General features: G+C 68.0%; 13 protein-coding genes. 3 read left to right on the top strand and 10 right to left on the bottom strand.

Annotated elements, in window-relative coordinates; translation table 11 throughout:
* The 6 genes from ACWDS7_RS12120 to ACWDS7_RS12095 form a co-directional block, all read right to left on the bottom strand.
* A partial coding sequence (locus ACWDS7_RS12120; protein WP_451929291.1) for a DNRLRE domain-containing protein occupies positions 1-2,562 on the bottom strand: 2,562 nt, incomplete at its 3' end.
* A 1,174-nt stretch (positions 2,563-3,736) separates the two neighbouring features.
* The gene (locus ACWDS7_RS12115; protein ID WP_451929290.1) at positions 3,737-4,552 is read right to left on the bottom strand and encodes a hypothetical protein; all 816 of its coding nucleotides are present in this window, start codon (positions 4,550-4,552) and stop codon (positions 3,737-3,739) included.
* Complete coding sequence (locus tag ACWDS7_RS12110; RefSeq protein ID WP_451929289.1) at positions 4,540-6,441, bottom strand: hypothetical protein; 1,902 nt, start codon at positions 6,439-6,441, stop codon at positions 4,540-4,542. The genes ACWDS7_RS12115 and ACWDS7_RS12110 overlap by 13 nt, the downstream gene beginning before the upstream one ends.
* A gap of 32 nt (positions 6,442-6,473) precedes the next feature.
* Positions 6,474-7,268, bottom strand: coding sequence for a hypothetical protein (locus tag ACWDS7_RS12105; RefSeq protein WP_451929288.1), 795 nt, complete (start codon positions 7,266-7,268; stop codon positions 6,474-6,476).
* A gap of 51 nt (positions 7,269-7,319) precedes the next feature.
* Positions 7,320-7,967, bottom strand: a complete 648-nt coding sequence (locus ACWDS7_RS12100) for a Crp/Fnr family transcriptional regulator (protein WP_451929287.1) — start codon at positions 7,965-7,967, stop codon at positions 7,320-7,322.
* Positions 7,968-8,015: 48 nt separating this feature from the next.
* Positions 8,016-8,549, bottom strand: a complete 534-nt coding sequence (locus ACWDS7_RS12095; RefSeq protein WP_451929286.1) for a Pycsar system effector family protein — start codon at positions 8,547-8,549, stop codon at positions 8,016-8,018.
* Positions 8,550-8,845: 296 nt separating this feature from the next.
* Here ACWDS7_RS12095 and ACWDS7_RS12090 point away from each other — a divergent pair, with 296 nt between their 5' ends.
* Entirely contained in the window at positions 8,846-9,454 is a 609-nt protein-coding gene (locus ACWDS7_RS12090; protein ID WP_451929285.1) for a hypothetical protein, read from the top strand.
* A gap of 175 nt (positions 9,455-9,629) precedes the next feature.
* Here the strand turns inward: ACWDS7_RS12090 and ACWDS7_RS12085 are convergent, their stop codons facing one another.
* Entirely contained in the window at positions 9,630-10,541 is a 912-nt protein-coding gene (locus tag ACWDS7_RS12085; RefSeq protein WP_306865145.1) for a hypothetical protein, read from the bottom strand.
* A gap of 328 nt (positions 10,542-10,869) precedes the next feature.
* Between ACWDS7_RS12085 and ACWDS7_RS12080 the strand changes: the two genes are divergently transcribed.
* Positions 10,870-12,303, top strand: a complete 1,434-nt coding sequence (locus ACWDS7_RS12080) for an aldehyde dehydrogenase (RefSeq protein ID WP_451929284.1) — start codon at positions 10,870-10,872, stop codon at positions 12,301-12,303.
* 211 nt (positions 12,304-12,514) lie between these two features.
* Here the strand turns inward: ACWDS7_RS12080 and ACWDS7_RS12075 are convergent, their stop codons facing one another.
* The 3 genes from ACWDS7_RS12075 to ACWDS7_RS12065 all read right to left on the bottom strand — a co-directional run bounded on the left by ACWDS7_RS12075 (position 12,515) and on the right by ACWDS7_RS12065 (position 16,551).
* A complete protein-coding gene (locus ACWDS7_RS12075; protein ID WP_451929283.1) occupies positions 12,515-13,651 on the bottom strand; it encodes an acetate/propionate family kinase in 1,137 nt (378 codons plus the stop codon).
* Positions 13,648-15,690: a phosphate acetyltransferase gene (pta, locus tag ACWDS7_RS12070; RefSeq protein WP_451929282.1), complete on the bottom strand. Its 2,043-nt coding sequence runs from the start codon at positions 15,688-15,690 to the stop codon at positions 13,648-13,650. The genes ACWDS7_RS12075 and pta overlap by 4 nt, the downstream gene beginning before the upstream one ends.
* Before the next feature lie 69 nt (positions 15,691-15,759).
* A complete protein-coding gene (locus ACWDS7_RS12065) occupies positions 15,760-16,551 on the bottom strand; it encodes an alpha/beta hydrolase (RefSeq protein ID WP_451929281.1) in 792 nt (263 codons plus the stop codon).
* 186 nt (positions 16,552-16,737) lie between these two features.
* On the opposite strand from ACWDS7_RS12065, the gene typA reads away from it, so the two are divergent.
* The gene (typA, locus tag ACWDS7_RS12060) at positions 16,738-18,591 is read left to right on the top strand and encodes a translational GTPase TypA (RefSeq protein ID WP_451929280.1); all 1,854 of its coding nucleotides are present in this window, start codon (positions 16,738-16,740) and stop codon (positions 18,589-18,591) included.
* Positions 18,592-18,845: the final 254 nt, after the last annotated feature.

The raw sequence follows: 18,845 nt of genomic DNA, 5'->3' as shown, positions 1-18,845 counted from the left end.
GACCGTGGACACACCGCCCAGCGGGTCGGTGACCCGCGCCTGCAGCTTCGGCGTCAACGACGCGCTCACGACGGAAGAACCCGTCCCCGACGACGGAGTGACCTGGAACTGGTCCACCACCACCTCAGGCACGTCCGCCGTGAAGAACTGATACGACGACCAATCGGAAGTGGTACCACCACTGGTGGCCCGTACCTGCCATTCGTACCGGGTGCCGTCCACCAGCTTGCCGGACGGCACGGTCACCGACGCCTGGGCTCCGGAAGCGACGTTCGCTGCCGACCCGGACCATACAAGGCTGTCATCAACGTACTTCATCACCCGGAACTCGACCGTGGACGCGACCCCGCCCGCCTCGGTGACGGTGGCCTTCAAGGCCGGCGTCAACGACGGCGTCACGATGGATCCGGACACCGTCTGCGACGGCTCGACGGCGAATCCGCTCACGGTCGGCACCGCCGCAGCGGCTCTGGACAGCGGTCCGGACCGCTCTGGCGTCCCAGGCTGCTGCAGCACTCCCACGAGCCCGTCGGCGGGTGCGTTGGTCACCGCACCGCCGACCTTGCCGGTGGTCCACGTCGTGGTCTCGTTCACCTTGGCCTGGTGCCCGTTGCCGGAAGAGTCGGCGGCGACGTCTCCCGAACCTTCGTCGAAGGTCCAGTGTGCCGCCGCCTGCAGGACAGTGGTGAAGGACCAGGAATCCGCCGCCATTCTGTTGCCGGCGGCGTCGTGGGCGAGGGAGACCTCGACTGTGTAGCGAGTTCCACGTAGAAGGGGCTGCTCGGGGGTGAAGATGAGCACCTTGCGCTCGGCGTCGAGCTTCGCCGTGCCGGGCACGACGTTGCCCGTGCGATCCTTCAGCGTGATCCGCTCTTCCCAGACCGGCTCGCTGAACACGACTCTGACCTGAGCCGTCGTTTCCGCATCCGAGGCACCACGGGTGGGGCTGACCTCCACCAGAGCCGGCGGAGTCCTGTCGTCGATGTCAGGGCCGTCCACCTCCTCGTTCTGAGGGTTCGACCAGTCTTCGCCCGGCAGCGGCCCCAGCTTGTCGGGCCCGATCTCGTAGGGGACCGTGCGGGTGCCTTCCGAGGCCACCAACTCTTCCACAGGAACGCCGGCTCGGTCAGGCACGCCCTCATAGGGCTCACGGTGCAGCGCCGACGCCTCTTCGAACGTCGGTGGTGAGGTGCGGCGCGGTCCCGACTCCGAGAAATAGGTCAAGATCTTCGGCGCGGGGGTGAAGTCGACGGTGAGCTGTGGGCCGTGCGCGCCCCAGCCGTCGGTCTGCTCCTTGGAGCGGTAACGGCGCCAGTTCGTCAGGTCAGACTCGTTGCCGGCGGCGAGTTGGAAGCCGTAGTTCGGCTCCCCGTAGGCCCACTCCTGGACGATGTCGTCGACGGAGTGGATGAGGTCGGCCGCGTAGTTCATGGAGCCCGAGCAGTTGGTGCTGTAGGCGCCGTACTCGGTGTCGGCGCCCGCGCTGGTGGCCAGCGGCTGGTTGCTCCAGGTCAGGGTGGAGACGTCCCACCGCTCGGTGACGCGGCGGGCGGTGATGCCCGAGCCGACGTACAGGCCGCAGTCGTTGGACAGGTAGTTCCACAACACCAGGTCGGCGTTGTCGACCGTCCCGCCCCGCAGCGGGGAGTCGGCCGGGATCTCGTCGAAGCGGATGTAGCTGCGCCAGCGCACCGAGCCGCTGTTGGACTTGCCGGCCAGGATGCGGTCCAGGCCGCTGTTGGCGTAGCCGTCGGGGTAGTCGGCGTTGTTGACGAAGGTGTCGTTGCCCAGCTCGGGCTCCCACCAGTCGGAGTCGGCGGCCATCACGGTCACCGGGTAGGCGACCGCGGGGTCGGCGAGGAAGGCCGCGTCGGGGGCGAGCAGCAGGGCGGAGCCGTCCGGCTCCATGCTGACCGGCACCGCGCCGACCCTGCCGACGTCGATCGGCCCGTTGGGGTCGTTCGCGACGGCGTCCAGCACCAGCGGCCGTGGGAGGTCGGCGATCTTCTTGCCGTCCTCGGCCAGCAGGGCCGGCTGCCCGGAGGCGTCTGTGCCGTAGGACATGCCCTTGGGCAGGTCCACCGGCAGGCGGAAGGTCACCGGGCCGCTCGGCCGCTCGCGGATGACAATCTTCTGCCGGAAGCCGGTCGCGGTCGCGGTGACCACCAGGTCCACGCCCTCGCCGTAGGCCGACCGGTAGGTGGCGGTACTCCCCTTCAGCTTGGGCTTGGGCAGATCGCCGGGAGCGGCGATCTCGGCGGTGCCCCGCTTGGTCGTGCTCTTCAGCAGGACGGTGTCTTGGCCCGCCGACAGAGTCAGGCCGCCCTTGACGGTCTTGGGCTTGATGACGCCATCGGCCTCGACGAGGGTGGTGTCGATCGGGGTGAAGCCTTCGCCCTTGGCCTTCTTGACCCGGATGGGCTGGGCGTGCATTTCCATCCGCAGGGTCTTGCCGTCGGGGTTGGCGAAGACCGTCGTGCTTTCGGTCTGCTTGGAGGGGATCTCCACGCGTTTGCCGGTCGTGCGGGCCTTCTTTTTGGCGGCCTCCACTACCTGGTCCACGATCGGGGTGCCGCCCTGAGGAGCGGGAGCCGGCTGTGTCGGCTGTGTCGGTGCCGGGGTCGGCGCCGGTCCCTGCTGGGCCCATGACGGCGCCGCCGCCAGACTGACGATCATCGTCACGGTGAGTCCCGCCGCTGCGGCGTTCACCAGCCGGCGCCTGTCTCGTCTGCGACGAGATAAGGGAGGGGGAGTTTTCCCTGCCCCTGTGGTTGATGGCACGTATCACTCCTGTACACATACGAGTGGCCCGTGCGATGGCACGGGCCACTCGAACAAGTTTTCGACATACAGGAACGTACTCGTAAAATTTACTTAAAGATAGATAGATCATTAAGATTGGTGATCATGGCCAACTAATCGGCCGTTCTAGATCAACAAATGCCATGCCGCCCAAGCCCTATCGGTATCCGCGACTTGATGCATGCCACAGCAGAGCCGCACGGCCGACCACGTCCCGGAGTGATCTCACTCGACGGTGAAGGTGAGAGCCCCGTTTTCCGACAGGACGCTCGCCGTGCAGCAGGCACCGCCGAACGCCCTGTTACCACGGTGGCGCCACAAGGGAGTTCTGCCCGCGGACCAGCGATGACACCACGGTGATGCGGGGGCCCGCTCGCCTGGCCTCCCTCCGGCTTTCGCCATGCTCGTCCCCGCCCTAACCGCTCGGGCCGCCACGATTCCCGCGATCCAGGTCATGAAGATTTACTACGACTCGCCCGGCTCGGATCTACGCTCCAACACCAGCCTCAATGGCGTGCTGATCGCTCATCGCTCTGGCTGCGGCGGCGGGCGGTGTCATGGCGGGCCGGGCGCGGCGCCGTATCGCATCAGGGACCGGCGCGCTCCTCATCCTCGCCACCTTCGAAGGGTTCATGGCGACTCTTACCGTCGTGGGTGGCGAATGCCTGGCGGACACGACCATGTTGATCCGATGGCGCTTATCAGAAGCCTGGCGGGTCAGGACATCGAGATCTGATCCGCCATGGCGACCGACCGGCGGTGATCTCTTAGAAGACGTTCTGTGCTGGACTTTGGCGTTTACTGCTTCTCATCGTTTCGTAGTGCTTCTCGTGCCCATGTGCCTTGAGTGTGCCCTGCCCTCGTAGATCCGGGTGGTCCTGGACGAGCGCATCAACTGACCCGCCTTAGCCAGCGGAACTCCCACTGCCTGGGACTACGAAACGCCTCCGAGATACCTTCCGTTTCCCTGATCACTATCCGATGTTGGCTCCGCAGCACCGTCACCAGACGTCACGACTAACCGATCCGCCAGTTCTGGACGTTCGTAGCCTCGGAAGACCTTGTCCAGCTGGTGAATCAGGAGTCGGCGGTGTTCCGGTCCCAGCTCCGCCAGGAAAAGCTCGACAAGCTCGGCCACAGACGTCTTCCCCGCCCCCGGCATGCTCGGCCACGTGCCGTGGCCGTCGGAGACCAGGTTGATGGCCTTCTCGAACTCGTCCCCGTGTTTCACCAGCTCCATCAGCTTTTTCGGATCCGATTGGAGCCACCACAGCCGTGCGATGGAGCCATCCCGCAACATCGTGTCCCGCAGGGCCGTCAGCCGGGTGACCTCGGCCTGCTGCGCCATTCGATGCCGTTCGGTCTCCAGATCTCTCGCCATCTGCTCACGGGCGAACTCGACCACCTCGGCCTCGACGCCGAGCACCGCACGTGCTCGGCGGAAGTAGGGATGAGTCTCGACACGGCCCAGCGCCAGGTTGACCGCGCTCTCCGCCTCCTCCCGGTGGAGCACCGAGAACGGAGTGGCCGCCTGACGGGCGGCCACGATAAGTCTGTCACACACCGAGGTTTCGATGTCGACGGGCAGTTCCGTTCCCCAGGGCAGGAGCCATGTGAGCGTGATTCGCGCCCGGAAGTCCCGGTTCTCCCGCTCGCTGCGTAGCACCTGCGCGAGCTCTGTATGGTGCGGGACGGAGTCACCCCGATGCCTGCGGGCCAGAAGCGTTTCCAGCCAGTCTAGGAATCCCACTCGGTCGTCTCCTCGACGTCGTAGGTGCTCAGCAGCGAGATGCCGGAGGTGAGACTGTCCGCTTCACCGATCCGTCGCATCAGCTCGATACAGAGGCTTTCGCGGTTGACATCGTCGTCCGGGGTTGTGCGTGCCCAGTGCCAGATAAGGGGCGCGAGCACACCGACGTCCATGCTGGATCTACACGTTTTGGCCAGGACCTGGCAGATCACCTCGCCATCGGCGTCGCCTCGGACGGCCTCTTCCAACCAGACGACCGCCGCTTTCTTGGCCGTATCGGCGCTCTCAGGGTCACGAAGGGTCGCCCGCCATCCGTCGGCGAGGGTGTCGATGAGCGTCTCCTCTCGTGTCGAGTGCGGCATCAGCACCAGGCGACCTTCGGGCGAGCGCAGGGCGGCCAGCTTTACGAAGGCACGCAGGCCGGTGCGCCGGGCACGTCCTGCGGCCTCGACCCACTTCACGACCTCCATCACCGTTGGAACACGCAATCGCGGGCGGGTGACAAGCCGGGCCAGCGCGTCGAGAACCGAGACTTCGACCCGCTCGGAGTCACGGCCGGCCAGATGCTTCAGGCGGGTGAACGCGATCCGGTCGAACGCGTCGGCCAGCGGACCTCCGCAGACCGCCGCCACCACTAGATGAAGTGACTCCTGGTTCCCGTTCCGCGCCCACACATACATCCTGCTGCGTACCGCGCGGCCGAGCTCGTCGCTCATCGCCGCGACCGTCAGCATCCTGACCGCTCGCTCCGGATCCTGCCCGGACCACTTCTGGACCGTCTCCAACACCAGATCCGGCAGACCGTGCCGCATCGCCAGGCGCCGAAGGATGGCGGCGGGCTGATCGTCACGCAGTTCCCTGAGCCAGTCGGTCAGATGATCCTTGAAGAAGGGGCGGTCCTCCCACACGTGATCCAGTACGGCCACGCCGTATCTAGGACGGGTGAACTTCACCTGCCCGTTCACGTACTTCGCGTCGACGTCCTGCAGATGAGCGTTGACGCCCGGGCCGATCAGACCTCGGCCGAGGGGGTATGGGATGCCGACGGCCGCACACAGCATGTCGGCCGCGGCGAAGACCTTCGTCACGGACGAACCCTCCATCGCGGCGACCGACAGCAGCAGGGCACGCCGGTATCCCTGTTCCGGCGCTTGGGTGGTCTCGAACCAGCTTCTGAGTTCCTTCTCCCAGTTGTGGTAGGCGGCGAGGACCTCCTGTATCCCTTCCTGCGGCGTCCGATGTCCTGACTCGTGCACGTGTTCGGTGAGCCTCACTGCGTCCTGCGAAGAGGCGCCGGACAGGATGCCGCCGATCCGGTCGTCGGCCGCCCATGCCTGGCACTCCTCTCGCGAACGCCACCGGGCCAGGTGCGCCAGGAACACCTCACGCGGATCGCTCGCCCTCAACTTGAGGATCTCGGGTTGGACGGCGAGGTCGAGCGTCCCCAGCTCGTGCTCCGTGGCGAGCACGACCAGACAGGAGCCGGCCTCACGCAAGCGCATGATGTAACCCGCCAGTTCTCTTCCCAGGGCGGGGAGCACTTCCGGGGCGCTCTCCTGCAGATTCAGCAGGTAGGTTCTGCGCTTCTTGCAGTGCAGCGAGGCACGGACGTCGTCCTCATCGATGACCAGCCACTCGGGGGACAATTCGAGACCGGCTGCCACATTCACCGCGGTGATGCGCCGACCGTTCCCCGGGTGGGCGCACAAGACGACGGCTCCTGTATCGCGAGCCGCCACGACGGCCCGCGAGAGAGTGTCGCCGCGCGGCACGTAAACCGCCCGCATCCTGCTGATTTCTTCTGGACCCAGCCGTCGTGAGGGAATCAGCTTGCCCAGGTTGAAGGTGAGGTCGCCGTGGAAAACGCTTTCGATGAAAGCCGTTTTCACCTCGTCATGGAACTCCGCACTTGTAGGCACGCTCACGTCTCTCCGAAGGTGAAGTCACCGTGGAACGTTCCGCCAGTGAACGCCTGTCCGACCTGCTCGTGGAAGACCGCCGAAGCGCCTGTGACAGCCTGCTCGTCCGTTCTACCGTCCCGTTTGCCCGTCGTACGGTCGTCCGTTCCCGGCGTACCTTCGAGGAAGGTCGGGCGGGGCACGTAGATCCAGGCGTGCTGTTTGAAGTTCTTCTCCGGCACCTCGGCGGCGACGCGGCGGAACTGACTCGCGTGAACAGCGGTATATCCACCTTCGACCACATCCTGGAAGACCCGCTCGGAGATGATCGCCCCGACGAGGGTGACGTCGGGCTCCGCGTGGGCCATCACCTCGCGCAGCTGGTCGGAATTGAGCAGCCTGAAGGCGTCGTTGGTGGTCTTCCCCTTGCGGTCACGCAACGGGTCGTCCTGGTCATAGACGGGTCCCACATGGATGCCAGCCCTCAGCCTCATGGTCAGGGCTCTGTCGCGGGCACGAAGCGAGGGTGAGAGCTCCCATAGCGTGGTCTGGAGACTGTCCAGGAAGGGATGGATCAGGAACGGCAGGTATTGCGGTGTGATGCCGAAGACGTACCCGTCGCCCGGCAACTCGGGGAAGCGCTTCTCATGCCAGATGCGGTCTTGGCCACACCGCGAGAACGCCTGCTCCAGGACCTCGGGGATCATCGCGCTCAGCTCAGGAAGGTGTCTATCCCGATTGTCGGTGAACCTGACGACATCCACCGCCAGCAGTCCGCGGTAGGGCGGCAGCGGATGACTTTCCTCATCGGGGATCACTATGGCGCCTCCTGTCATGGCAGATCCTGATGACTGGCTACACGATGGCATTCAACTTTCCGAGCGTCTGTCCAGAATTGGACGTTCATCCCAGGCCGTTGCTCGAAGCGCAGCCAAGTCCTGGATGACCATGCGCCGGCGCGCGGTGGCGACGATTTCCGCCCGCCGTAACGCAGCCAGTTCGGCGGCTACCGCCGACCTTGAGAGCCCCGTCGCTGCCGCCAGATCGTTCTGGGAGAGCGGTACCTCCAGTCCCGTTGCCAGCCGCAGCAGAGTCCGCGCTACAAGCGTGACAGCGGGCAACCCCGCCAGGTCCGCCCGGACGTCCTCCCCTTCTCTCAGACGGCGGATCGCGCGGCGGATCAGCATCCCGTGCAGATCGAACTGACGGACGATTCTGTGGAAACGCTCGGCCGGCACCGCGTAGGCCAGGCACATGGTCAGCGCGGACACAGTCGCCGACCGCTCTCCGCCGTCCAAGACGGCCAGCTCTCCCAGCAGGTCATCCGCCCCTCGTACGGCCAGCAGGAGCTCACTGCCGTCCGGCTCCAGGCGGATCACCTTGACCTGACCGAAGGTCAGCACCAGCACGTGGCTGCCCTGCGCGCCCTGCCGTAGGAGCACGTCCCCGGCTTCGTACCGGCACGGCGTGCCACTCTCGATCAGAGAGTGCCAGACGAGCTGGGAGAAGGGCCGCATGACCCATGCGTACGTCGGGTACGCCGTTTTGGCAATCACACGAGCGTGTCAAAGGGCCAGTTGAATCACCGCTGAGCCGACTGTCGACCCGATAGAGGTCAGAAGCAGCCAGAAACCCCACTGGATGAGCAGATACTTCCTGGTCACGATCACACTGACCGCTCGGATCTGCTCGGCCAGGCCGGTCAGATCATCATTATCGTGGTTGCGCAGGGCGTTGGCGATTTCCACCGCTGAGCCGTACCGCCCGATGTCACCGAAGTAAGCGATACCGAGCGTCCGCTTTGTGATGCGCGGGTATACGGCGCTCGCCATGCAGACCAGAGAGGCGAGCGCGCACACCGCTCCCACCCACCACAGCCATTGCAGACCCGCGTGCAGCTTCAATGGCGACCAGTTTCCCGCCAACAGGCCACCGGCAACCGCGCCGACGCCTAGCCCCGCGACACCGAGAAGTACCTGCGCCTTCATGTCTGCCCGGTTGAGTTCCTCACGGGCTTCGGTGAGCAGTTGGACACCATGGATACGCGCCTGCGCATCATGGTCCTGCGACGGCGGTACGGACACGACCGCCCTGGTCATCCACCGGAACACCTGCGCCCCCTGGGTGAGTGAACCTTGAGTCATTCAGCTGTGGAGATGACGAAGAGTGTCGAAGATCGATTAATGATGAAGACTCTCGCCACCCTTCCTTTCGGCCGCACTCTACGTGACGATCAACGACTGGTGCCGAATACGGCTATTGCCGTTCTCACACACGCTGCTTCTGCTCATCCGCCATGATCGCTGAGCCACGTACACCACCTCCGCAGACGCAACCCGTTGCGCCCTGTCCTCGCCGTTAGCCTGTGCGTTGACGCCTTCGACAGGGAGAAGCCATGCGATCAGACATCAGCCTGGATGAGATGGCCACTGAGCTCTCCCGGCTTGCCGATCTCGCAACGGCTGTTCCCATGCCGGAATCCGAGGTTTCGGCCCTTGAGGGAGTGATCGGCGCGCCGCTCCCTGACGAGTTCCGGTCGTTCCTGCTGCGATTCGGCCGGGGAGTCTCTCCCGGCCGCTTGCTCGACCTGCGTTGGATCGTGGAAGAGACCCAATGGGAGCGTGAGCGCTTCCAGGAGGAACCCGAGGTCGCCGCCTACCCGTGGGAGCCGTTCCCGGTGACCCAGGATGATGTGCGGCAACTGCGGCGCCATGCCGCCGACGGAGCAGACCCCGTTCTGTGGATGGACAAGCCCTCACCCGGGACCATGTTCCTGTGCAGCCACGGGTGCTCGTGGATCAGCATGCTCGCCATGAACGGTGAGTACGCCGGCACCGTCTGGTTCACCGAGATGGGATGGGTGAAGGACATGGACTGGTGGCCTTCGGCTCCCTGGAGGGGTGTCGAGCCGTCGGGCCGCCTGCATGGGGGCTGGAGCGAACCGGTGCCGTTCCTGGACTGGTACATGCGCTGGACACGGCAGATCGTCAACGGGCAGCGTTAGCGGCAGCCTGGCTCGCCCTGACCGCAGCGGCGCTCGTCCTCCGCACGGGCGAACTCCCGTGTGAGAAGCGCATGCGGCAGGCCGTCGAAGACGTACGGGCGACGGGGCGAAGTGCCCCGGATGTGCCCTGAGAGCCGTCCACGGCGCGATCACCGCAGGTCAGAAGCCTGACGGGTCAGAACATCGAGATGTGGACGTGGTCCAGGTGGTTGGCGGTGTTGCCGCCGCGGTCGGACATCAGCTTCCAGCCGGTGCCGGTCCGGACGTCGTAGTACTTCTGCTGCCAGATGATGTACATGACCCCGATCTGGGGGCCCTTGGAAATGGCCCACTGGGCGAGGCGGTCGCCGCGTTCCTTGGCCTCGGCGGTCGGGATCCGGCCGCCGGTGCTCATCATGAAGTCGCAGGCCCGGCCGCTGCCGTGGTCGCCGGGGTCACCGGGGCGCAGGCAGCCGTAGCCGTAGGGCATCGGGAAGGACTGCAGCACCATGTTGCGCATGGCGACCGTGCGGGCGGTCAGGCCGTCGCTGCCGGAGGGGGTCTGGAAGCCGTATTTGGCCAGGAGCCCCTCGATCCGGACCCGGTTCTTCTTCAGGTCGGCGATGTCCTTCTTGAGGCTGACGATCTTCGCGTCCGCGGCCTTCTCGGCGTCCTTGGCCTTCTTGATCAGCTCCTGGATCCGGTTGAGCTGGGTGGCGCGCTGGCTGGCCAGGTAGGACATGGTCGCGGCCTGACTGAGGGCGAGGGAGGGGTCGCCGTCGAAGCTCAGCATGTTGGTGCCGTCCAGCACGCCGCCCATGTAGGTGGTCTGGACGATGCGGGCGATGTCGGCCTTGGCGTTGGTCAGTGCCCGCTTCAGGCTCTTGGCGTTGGCGGCGGCCTTGCTGGCCTGGACCCGGGTCTCCTCCAGGCTCTGCACCTGGCCGCGGTAGTCCTTGTTGATCTGGCTCGCCTCGCGGGTGAGCCGGCGGAGCTCGGCCTCGGGGTCGGGCTTGGCCGCGCGCTGGGCGGCGGCACCGGCCATGACGGGGGTCAGGAGCAGCGCGGCGAGCACGACGCCCAGCGTGGCCGAGCGAGTCGATCTCACGCTTCGCTCACCTCCAGAGCCCCCTCATGGACGGAGCGAAACTATAGAAGACGATCTTGAGGCCCGCCACCGGAACGGCGGAACCCGCGCACCATTGACGAACTATCTACCAGTCTGCGGTGCTTTAAACAAATGCCGTGGCGGCGACCTCGCGGGGATGCGGGGCCCGGGATCCGGGACCCGGGGCGCCCCCTTGCCAGTGTCGACAGAACATGATTCGGTCTCCACAGCGGAGGGCCTTGTGGAGCCCTCCCCGGCGGAAGACACTGTCCGAACAAGCATTAGCTCAAATATCGACTCCGGCCCGCCCACCAGGAGGCAACAGATCATGCGTCAGCACGACACGCTGTTCATCGGGGGCGACTGGGTGGCCCCCGCGGGCACCGGGACCATCGACGTCGTCTCGCCCCACACCGAGGAGGTCGTCGGCCGCGTCCCCGACGGGACCCCCGCCGACATGGACCGGGCGGTGGCCGCCGCCCGCCAGGCGTTCGACCACGGCCCCTGGCCCCGGATGACGATGCCCGAGCGCGCCGCCGTCCTCGACCGGCTCGCCGAGATCTACGCGGCCCGCCAGGCCGAGATCGCCGAGACCATCACGCTGGAGATGGGCTCACCCATCACCTTCTCCCAGATGGCGCAGGCCCCGCAGCCGCTCGGCATGCTGCAGTACTACGCCGCGCTCGGCAGGACCTTCCCCGTCGAGGAGGAACGGCCGGGCACCTTCGGCCCGGTGACCGTCCGCCGCGAGCCGGTCGGCGTGGTCGCCGCCGTGGTCCCGTGGAACGTCCCCCAGTTCGTCATCATGATCAAGCTGGCCCCCGCCCTCCTCGCCGGCTGCACGGTCGTGGTCAAGCCCGCCCCCGAGACCCCGCTGGACGCCTACCTGCTGGCCGAGATGGTCAAGGAGGCGGGCGTCCCCGACGGCGTCGTCAACATCGTCGCCGCGGGGCGCGAGGCGGGCGAGCACCTGGTCTCCCACCCCGGGGTGGACAAGGTCGCCTTCACCGGCTCCACCGCGGCCGGCCGCCGGATCGCCGCGATCTGCGGCGAGCAGCTCAAGCGGTGCACCCTGGAGCTCGGCGGCAAGTCGGCCGCGATCATCCTGGACGACTGCGACCTGCCCTCGGCGATGGGCTTCCTGTCGATCGCCTCGCTGATGAACAACGGCCAGGCCTGCATCGCCCAGACCCGCATCCTGGCCTCGCGCAACCGCTACGACGAGGTCGTGGACGCGGTCGCCGCGATGGTCCGCGGCATGCCGGTCGGCGACCCCGCCGACCCCGCGACCGGTATCGGCCCGCTGGTCGCCAAGCGGCAGCAGGAGCGGGTCCAGGACTACATCAGGATCGGCATCGACGAGGGCGCCAAGCCGGTCGTCGGCGGCCTGGAGCGCCCCCACGACCGGGGCTGGTACGTGGCCCCGACCGTCTTCGCCGGGGCCACCAACGAGATGCGCATCGCGCGCGAGGAGATCTTCGGCCCGGTGCTGGCCGTGATCCCCTACGAGGACGAGGCCGACGCGGTCCGGATCGCCAACGACAGCGACTACGGCCTCGCCGGGACGGTGTGGACCTCCGACACCGAGCACGGCATGGACATCGCCCGCCAGGTGCGCGCCGGCACCTACGGCGTCAACCTCTACATGATCGAGACCAGTTCCCCGTTCGGCGGCTTCAAGAGCAGCGGCCTCGGTCGCGAGCTCGGGCCCGAGGGGCTGAGCGCCTACCTGGAGTACAAGTCGATCGCCCGCCTGGGCTGAGATCTCCGCCAGGACGTGCCCGTACGGCTCCGCGGAGCCGTACGGGCACGTCGCGGACGCGATGGCGGACGGACGGCCCAGCACGCCCCCGCGACGCTGGGCCACCGCCTGACTACAGGAAGTATGTCCCATCGGTCACCGTCGGGCGGTGGCCGATGTCCCGTGGACCTCTCCCGGCGGGTTTCATCCGTCCGCTGTAGGTAGACGTCATTTATCCGCGATTGGTTCGCGAAACAACCTCAAGAGTTTCGCGGGCGATCTCCAGCTCCTCGTCCGTCGGGATGACCGCGACCTTCACGGCCGCGCCGTCGGCCGAGATCAGCCGCTCTCCCCGCTGGTTGCGCGCCGGGTCCACGGCGATGCCGAGCGCCTCCAGGCCGGCCAGCGCGGTCTGTCTGACCAGCGGCGAGTTCTCCCCCACACCCCCGGTGAACGCGATCACGTCCACCGTGCCGAGCACGGCGTAGTAGGCGCCGACGTATTTGCGCAGCCGGTGGCAGTAGACCGAGAAGGCGAGCTCGGCATCCGGGTCACCGGCGGCCAGCCGCTCCTGCACCGCGCGCATGTCGTTGTCGCCGCAGAGCCCGAGCATGCCGCCGCGCCGGTTGAGCAGCGTGTCGATCTCCTCAAGGGACATGCCCCCGGTCCGGCCCAGATAGAGGACCACCGCCGGGTCCAGGTCGCCGCTGCGGGTGCCCATGACGAGCCCTTCGAGCGGGGTCATGCCCATGGAGGTGTCCACGCACCGCCCGGCCGACACCGCCGAGGCGCTCGCGCCGTTGCCCAGGTGGAGCACGATCACGTTGCCCAGCGGCCGGCCCACGGCGCGGGCGGCCTCGCGGGAGACGTAGGCGTGCGAGGTGCCGTGGAAGCCGTAGCGGCGGATGCCCAGCCGCTCGGCCACCTCGCGGTCGATCGCGTAGGTCGCGGCGGCCGGGGAGATCGTGGAGTGGAAGGCGGTGTCGAAGACCGCGACCTGCGGCAGGTCGGGACGGAGCCTGCGGGCGACCACGATGCCCGTCAGGTTGGCCGGGTTGTGCAGCGGGGCGAGCGGGACGAGCTCCTCGATCTTCCTGATCACCTCCTCGGTGATCAGGGTGGGCTCGGTGAAGGTCCTGCCGCCGTGCACCACCCGGTGCCCGATCGCGGTCAGCTCCGGGGAGTCGAGTCCGAGGCCCTTGTCGGCCAGCTCGGTCGCGACGACCTTCAGGGCCGCGTCGTGGTCGCTCACCGGGGACCCGGCCTCGCCGATCCGCTCGACCGTCCCGGAGGCCAGCCGCTCGTCACCGGACAGGAGCCGGTACTTCACGGAGGAGGATCCGGTGTTGAGCACCAGTACGCGGCTCAAGACGCCTCCTGTGCCTGGATGGCGGTGATGGCCACGGTGCTCACGATGTCGGTGACCAGCGCGCCCCGCGACAGGTCGTTGACCGGCCTGCGGAGCCCCTGCAGGACGGGTCCGACCGCGACGGCCCCGGCCGAGCGCTGCACGGCCTTGTAGGTGTTGTTGCCGGTGTTCAGGTCCGGGAAGATCAGCACGGTCGCCCGGCCCGCGACCTGGGAGCCGGGCAGCTTGGCGGCGGCGACCCTGGCGTCCACCGCGGCGTCGTACTGGATGGGCCCCTCGACCAGCAGGTCCGGCGCCCGCTCCATGACCAGGGCGGTGGCGTGGCGGACCTTGTCCACGTCGGCGCCGCTGCCGGAGTGGCCGGTGGAGTACGACAGCATCGCCACCCGCGGCTCGACGCCGAAGCGCTGCGCCGTACGGGCCGAGGAGACGGCGATGTCGGCGAGCTGCTCGGCGTCGGGATCGGGGTTGATCGCGCAGTCGCCGTAGACGAGCACCCGGTCGGCCAGGCACATGAAGAACACCGAGGAGACGATCGAGGTGCCGGGGACCGTCTTGATGATCTGGAACGCCGGCAGGATCGTGGCGGCGGTGGTGTGCGCGGCGCCGGAGACCATGCCGTCCACGGCGCCCCGGCGCAGCATCATCGTGCCGAAGAAGTTGGCGTCGGTGACCACGTCCATGGCCCGCTCCAGGGTCATGCCCTTGTGCGCCCGGAGCTCGGCGTACTCCGCGGCGAAGGAGTCGCGCAGCGGGGAGGTCAGCGGGTCGACGACGCTCACGCCTGACAGGTCGAGGCCGAGGTCGCCGATCCGCCGCCGGACCACCTCCTCCCGGCCCAGCAGGGTGAGGTCGACGATGCCGCGCCGCAGGAGGATGTCGGCGGCCCGGAGGATCCGGTCCTCCTCGCCCTCCGGCAGCACGATGTGCCGCCGGTCGGCCCGCGCCCGCTCCAGCAGCGTGTGCTCGAACATCATCGGGGTGACCCGGTCGGAGCGGGCCAGCTCGATCCGGTCGGCCAGGTCAGCGGTGTCCACGTGGGTCTCGAAGTGGCCGAGAGCCGTCTCGATCTTGCGGGGGTTGTCGGCGGTCAGCCGTCCCTCCAGGCCGCCCAGGGTGGTGGCCACGGTGAAGCTGTCCGCGGTGGCCGCCAGCACCGGCATGCCGGGCGCCAGGCGGGCGGTGAGGGCCTTGACGGCCTCCGTGGGCTCCTCCCCCACCGTCAGCACCACGCCGGACGGCCTCGCCGTACCGGCCGTGTCGGCCGCCACCGAGACGAGCAGCAGGTCCGCCCGGTCGCCCGGCGTGATCACCAGGGCCCCGTCGGTCAGGTACTCCAGGAACAGCGGGAGGGTGGCCCCGCCGAACACGAACCCGAGGACGTCCCGGCGCAGCCCGTCCTCGTCCCCCTGGATCTGCTTGGCCGACACCGCCTGCAGCACCTGGCCGACCGTCGGCGCCGACAGCGAGGGGTGCTCGGGGATGACGTAGCAGGGCACCGGCAGCTCCGGCGCCACGGTCATCCCCCGCGGCACCCGGTTGGCGACCACCGCCAGCACCGTGCTGCCCAGGTCCGAGAAGACCTGGTAGCCGGTGCGCATCTCCATCGCGATCTCGGCGGCCTGCTCGCCGTGCGCGCCCACCACCACGATCACCGGGGCGCCGAACTCGGCGGCGAGCCGGGCGTTGAGGGCCAGCTCGCGCGGGAGGTCGTCGGTGTCGAAGGAGCTGCCCAGCACCAGCAGCGCGTCGCACTCGCGCTCCAGCGCGTGGAAGCGGGCCACCAGCCGGGCGACGAGCTCCTCGGTGCCCTTGTGCGCGTAGATCTCCGCGGCGTCCTCGGCCGTGACCCCGATCGCCGAGACCGCCGGGCGGTAGCGGGCGTTCAGCAGTTCGAGCGTGCGGTCGTCGCCCGCCCCGGTGATCGGCCGGAACACCCCGACCCGCTCCACGTGGCGGGTGAGCAGCTCCATCAGGCCCAGCTCGACGATCTGCCTGCCATCGCCGCGGCCGAGACCGGCCACGTAGATGCTCCGCATGTGCACTACTCCTCGTCTCGACGCATCCTCTGTCATGCCTCCCCCGCGGGGGCGAACACCTGCCGGGGTTCAGGGACCGGCGGCGACCCACTCCCCGATCCGGCGGATCAGCGCCGGTGTGGCCGCCGACTCCGCGTGACCGTATCCGGGCTCGATCCACAGCTCCTTCGGCTCCCGGGCGGCCCCGTAGATCTGGTGCGCGTGGTCGAGGGGGAAGAAGTCGTCGGCGTCGCCGTGCACGACCAGCAGCGGCGTCGGGGAGATGTGGGCGGCCGCCTCGTGGGGCGCCGACGGCACCGGGTCCCACACACCCTTCCTGATCCGCGTCCGCTTGCCCACCCGCGCGGCCCACCGCCCCAGCGGCTGCTCGATCGCCCAGTGCACCTGGCGCATCGGCCGGGTCCCCCGGTAGTACCACCGCGCAGGCGCGCTGACCGCGACCACCGCGTCCGGCCTGCCCGGCCGGGGAGCGCTCTCACCCGAGGCCCCGTCCTGCCCGTGCCACCCGGCGTGCCGTACGGCCACCGCCGCGCCCATGGAGAACCCGACGACGGCGACCCTGGTGTAGCCGATCATCCGGGCATGCCGTACGGCCGCGTCCAGGTCCAGGATCTCCAGGTCCCCCACGGTCGACTCGCCCCCCGACCGGCCGTGCCCCCGGAAGTCGAACGAGACCACCCCGCCGAATCCGCTCAGCACATGGGCGATCCGCCGCGTGGGGCGCTCCCGCAGCGATCCGGTGAACCCGTGCGCCAGCACGATCCCCAGTTCGGCCGCCCCGCGTGACGGGGTGTGCGCGGCATCGATCCGGACTCCGTCCTCGGTCATGAGCATCGCGGCGAACGATGGCGCTAAAGGCATGCCCCGAGCTTAGAGCGGGTTTGACCTGGATCTGAGGCCGGGGACCGCACGGCTGAAAGGTGTCGGGGAGGTGAACTGACATGTTCCGTCCGACCACGACGTGAGAGTGATTGTGCGGATCAATTAAAATGGTAGGGCCGCACCGTCCGCGGCCAGCCTCCACGATCACAGAGTGAGACTCCCATCATGCCTTTGAACAGCCGCGACGACCTGCGGAACATCGCGATCATCGCGCACGTCGACCACGGCAAGACCACTCTCGTGGATGCCATGCTCTGGCAGTCCGGCGCCTTCCGGGCCAACCAGGACGTGGACGACCGTGTCATGGACTCCAACGACCTAGAGCGCGAGAAGGGCATCACCATTCTCGCGAAGAACACCGCCGTCAGGCACGGCGACATGACCCTCAACATCATCGACACCCCCGGCCACGCCGACTTCGGCGGCGAGGTCGAGCGCGGGCTGTCGATGGTGGACGGCGTCGTGCTGCTGGTGGACGCCTCCGAGGGCCCGCTGCCGCAGACCCGGTTCGTGCTGCGCAAGGCGTTCGCCGCCAAGATGCCGGTCATCCTGTGCATCAACAAGGTCGACCGCCCCGACGCCCGGATCAAGGAGGTCGTGGACGAGGTCTACGAGCTCTTCATGGACCTCGACGCCACCGAGGAGCAGATCGACTTCCCGATCGTCTACGCCTCGGCCAAGGCCGGCCGCGCCTCGCTGAACCGTCCGGAAGACGCCGGGATGCCCGACTCCGAGGACCTGGAGCCGCTGTTCCAGGTCATCAAGGACACGATCCCCGCGCCGACCTACGACCCGTCCGCCCCGCTGCAGGCGCACGTCACCAACCTGGACGCCTCCTCCTACCTGGGCCGGATCGCGCTCTGCCGCGTCCACCAGGGCACCATCAAGAAGGGCCAGCAGGTCGCCTGGTGCCGCACCGACGGCAGCATCCAGAAGGTGAAGATCACCGAGCTGCTGATGACCGAGGCGCTGGAGCGCAAGCCCGCCGAGCAGGCCGGCCCCGGTGACATCATCGCGATCGCCGGCATCCCGGACATCATGATCGGCGAGACCCTGGCCGACCCCGACGACCCGCGCCCGCTGCCGCTGATCACGGTGGACGAGCCCGCCATCTCGATGACCATCGGCACCAACACCTCGCCGCTGGTCGGCAAGGTCAAGGGTTCCAAGGTCACCGCCCGCATGGTCAAGGACCGGCTCGACAAGGAGCTCATCGGCAACGTGTCGCTGCGCGTCCTGCAGACCGACCGTCCCGACGCCTGGGAGGTCCAGGGCCGTGGCGAGCTGGCGCTGGCCATCCTGGTCGAGCAGATGCGCCGTGAGGGCTACGAGCTGACCGTCGGCAAGCCGCAGGTGGTCACCAAGGTCGTCGACGGCAAGGTGCACGAGCCGGTCGAACGGCTGACCGTCGACTGCCCGGAGGAATACCTCGGGGCCGTCACCCAGCTGCTGGCCGTCCGCAAGGGCCGCATGGAGCACATGACCAACCACGGCACCGGCTGGATCCGGATGGAGTTCGTGGTCCCGGCCCGCGGCCTGATCGGCTTCCGGACCGAGTTCCTGACCGAGACCCGCGGCACCGGCCTGGTGCACCACGTCTTCGAGGCCTACGAGCCGTGGTTCGGCGAGCTGCGCACCCGTAACAACGGCTCGCTGGTGGCCGACCGCCCCGGTCCGGTCACCGCCTTCGCGATGACGAACCTGCAGGAGCGCGGCATCCTGTTCGTCACGCCGACCACCGAGGTCTACGAGGGCATGATCATCGGTGAGAACTCGCGCTCCGACGACATGGACGTCAACATCACCAAGGAGAAGAAGCTCACCAACATGCGCTCCTCCACGGCTGACGTGACGGAGACCCTGATCCCGCCGCGCCAGCTCTCGCTGGAGCAGGCGCTGGAGTTCATCCGCGAGGACGAGTGCGTGGAGATCACCCCGGAGACCGTGCGCATCCGCAAGGTCGTCCTGGACGCCGCGACCCGCGGCCGCTCCGCCGCCCGCGCCAAGCGCGGCAACTGACCGTCCCGCCGGCCTCCACACGGCCTACCGCCTCCGTACGGTGACCCGCCCTCCGCGCGGGAACCGTACGGCGGCACCGGGCTTCCAGGCGGGAGCCGTACGGTGACCCGCCTCCGCGCCGAAGAGGTGCGGACGGAGAGGTGCTGACAAGGCGCCGGACCGCCGGGCCGCGATCGGCCCGCGATCCTCTCGTATCCTCTCGTGGAGAGCCTTTCTCCAGGGAGGGAGCAGTGGGCGTGACGGAGTTGAGAAGC

Source organism: Streptosporangium sp. NPDC003464 (genome assembly GCF_053588315.1).
Note: the sequence above shows the minus strand (reverse complement) of the source record. Positions and strands in the feature narration are given on the sequence as shown.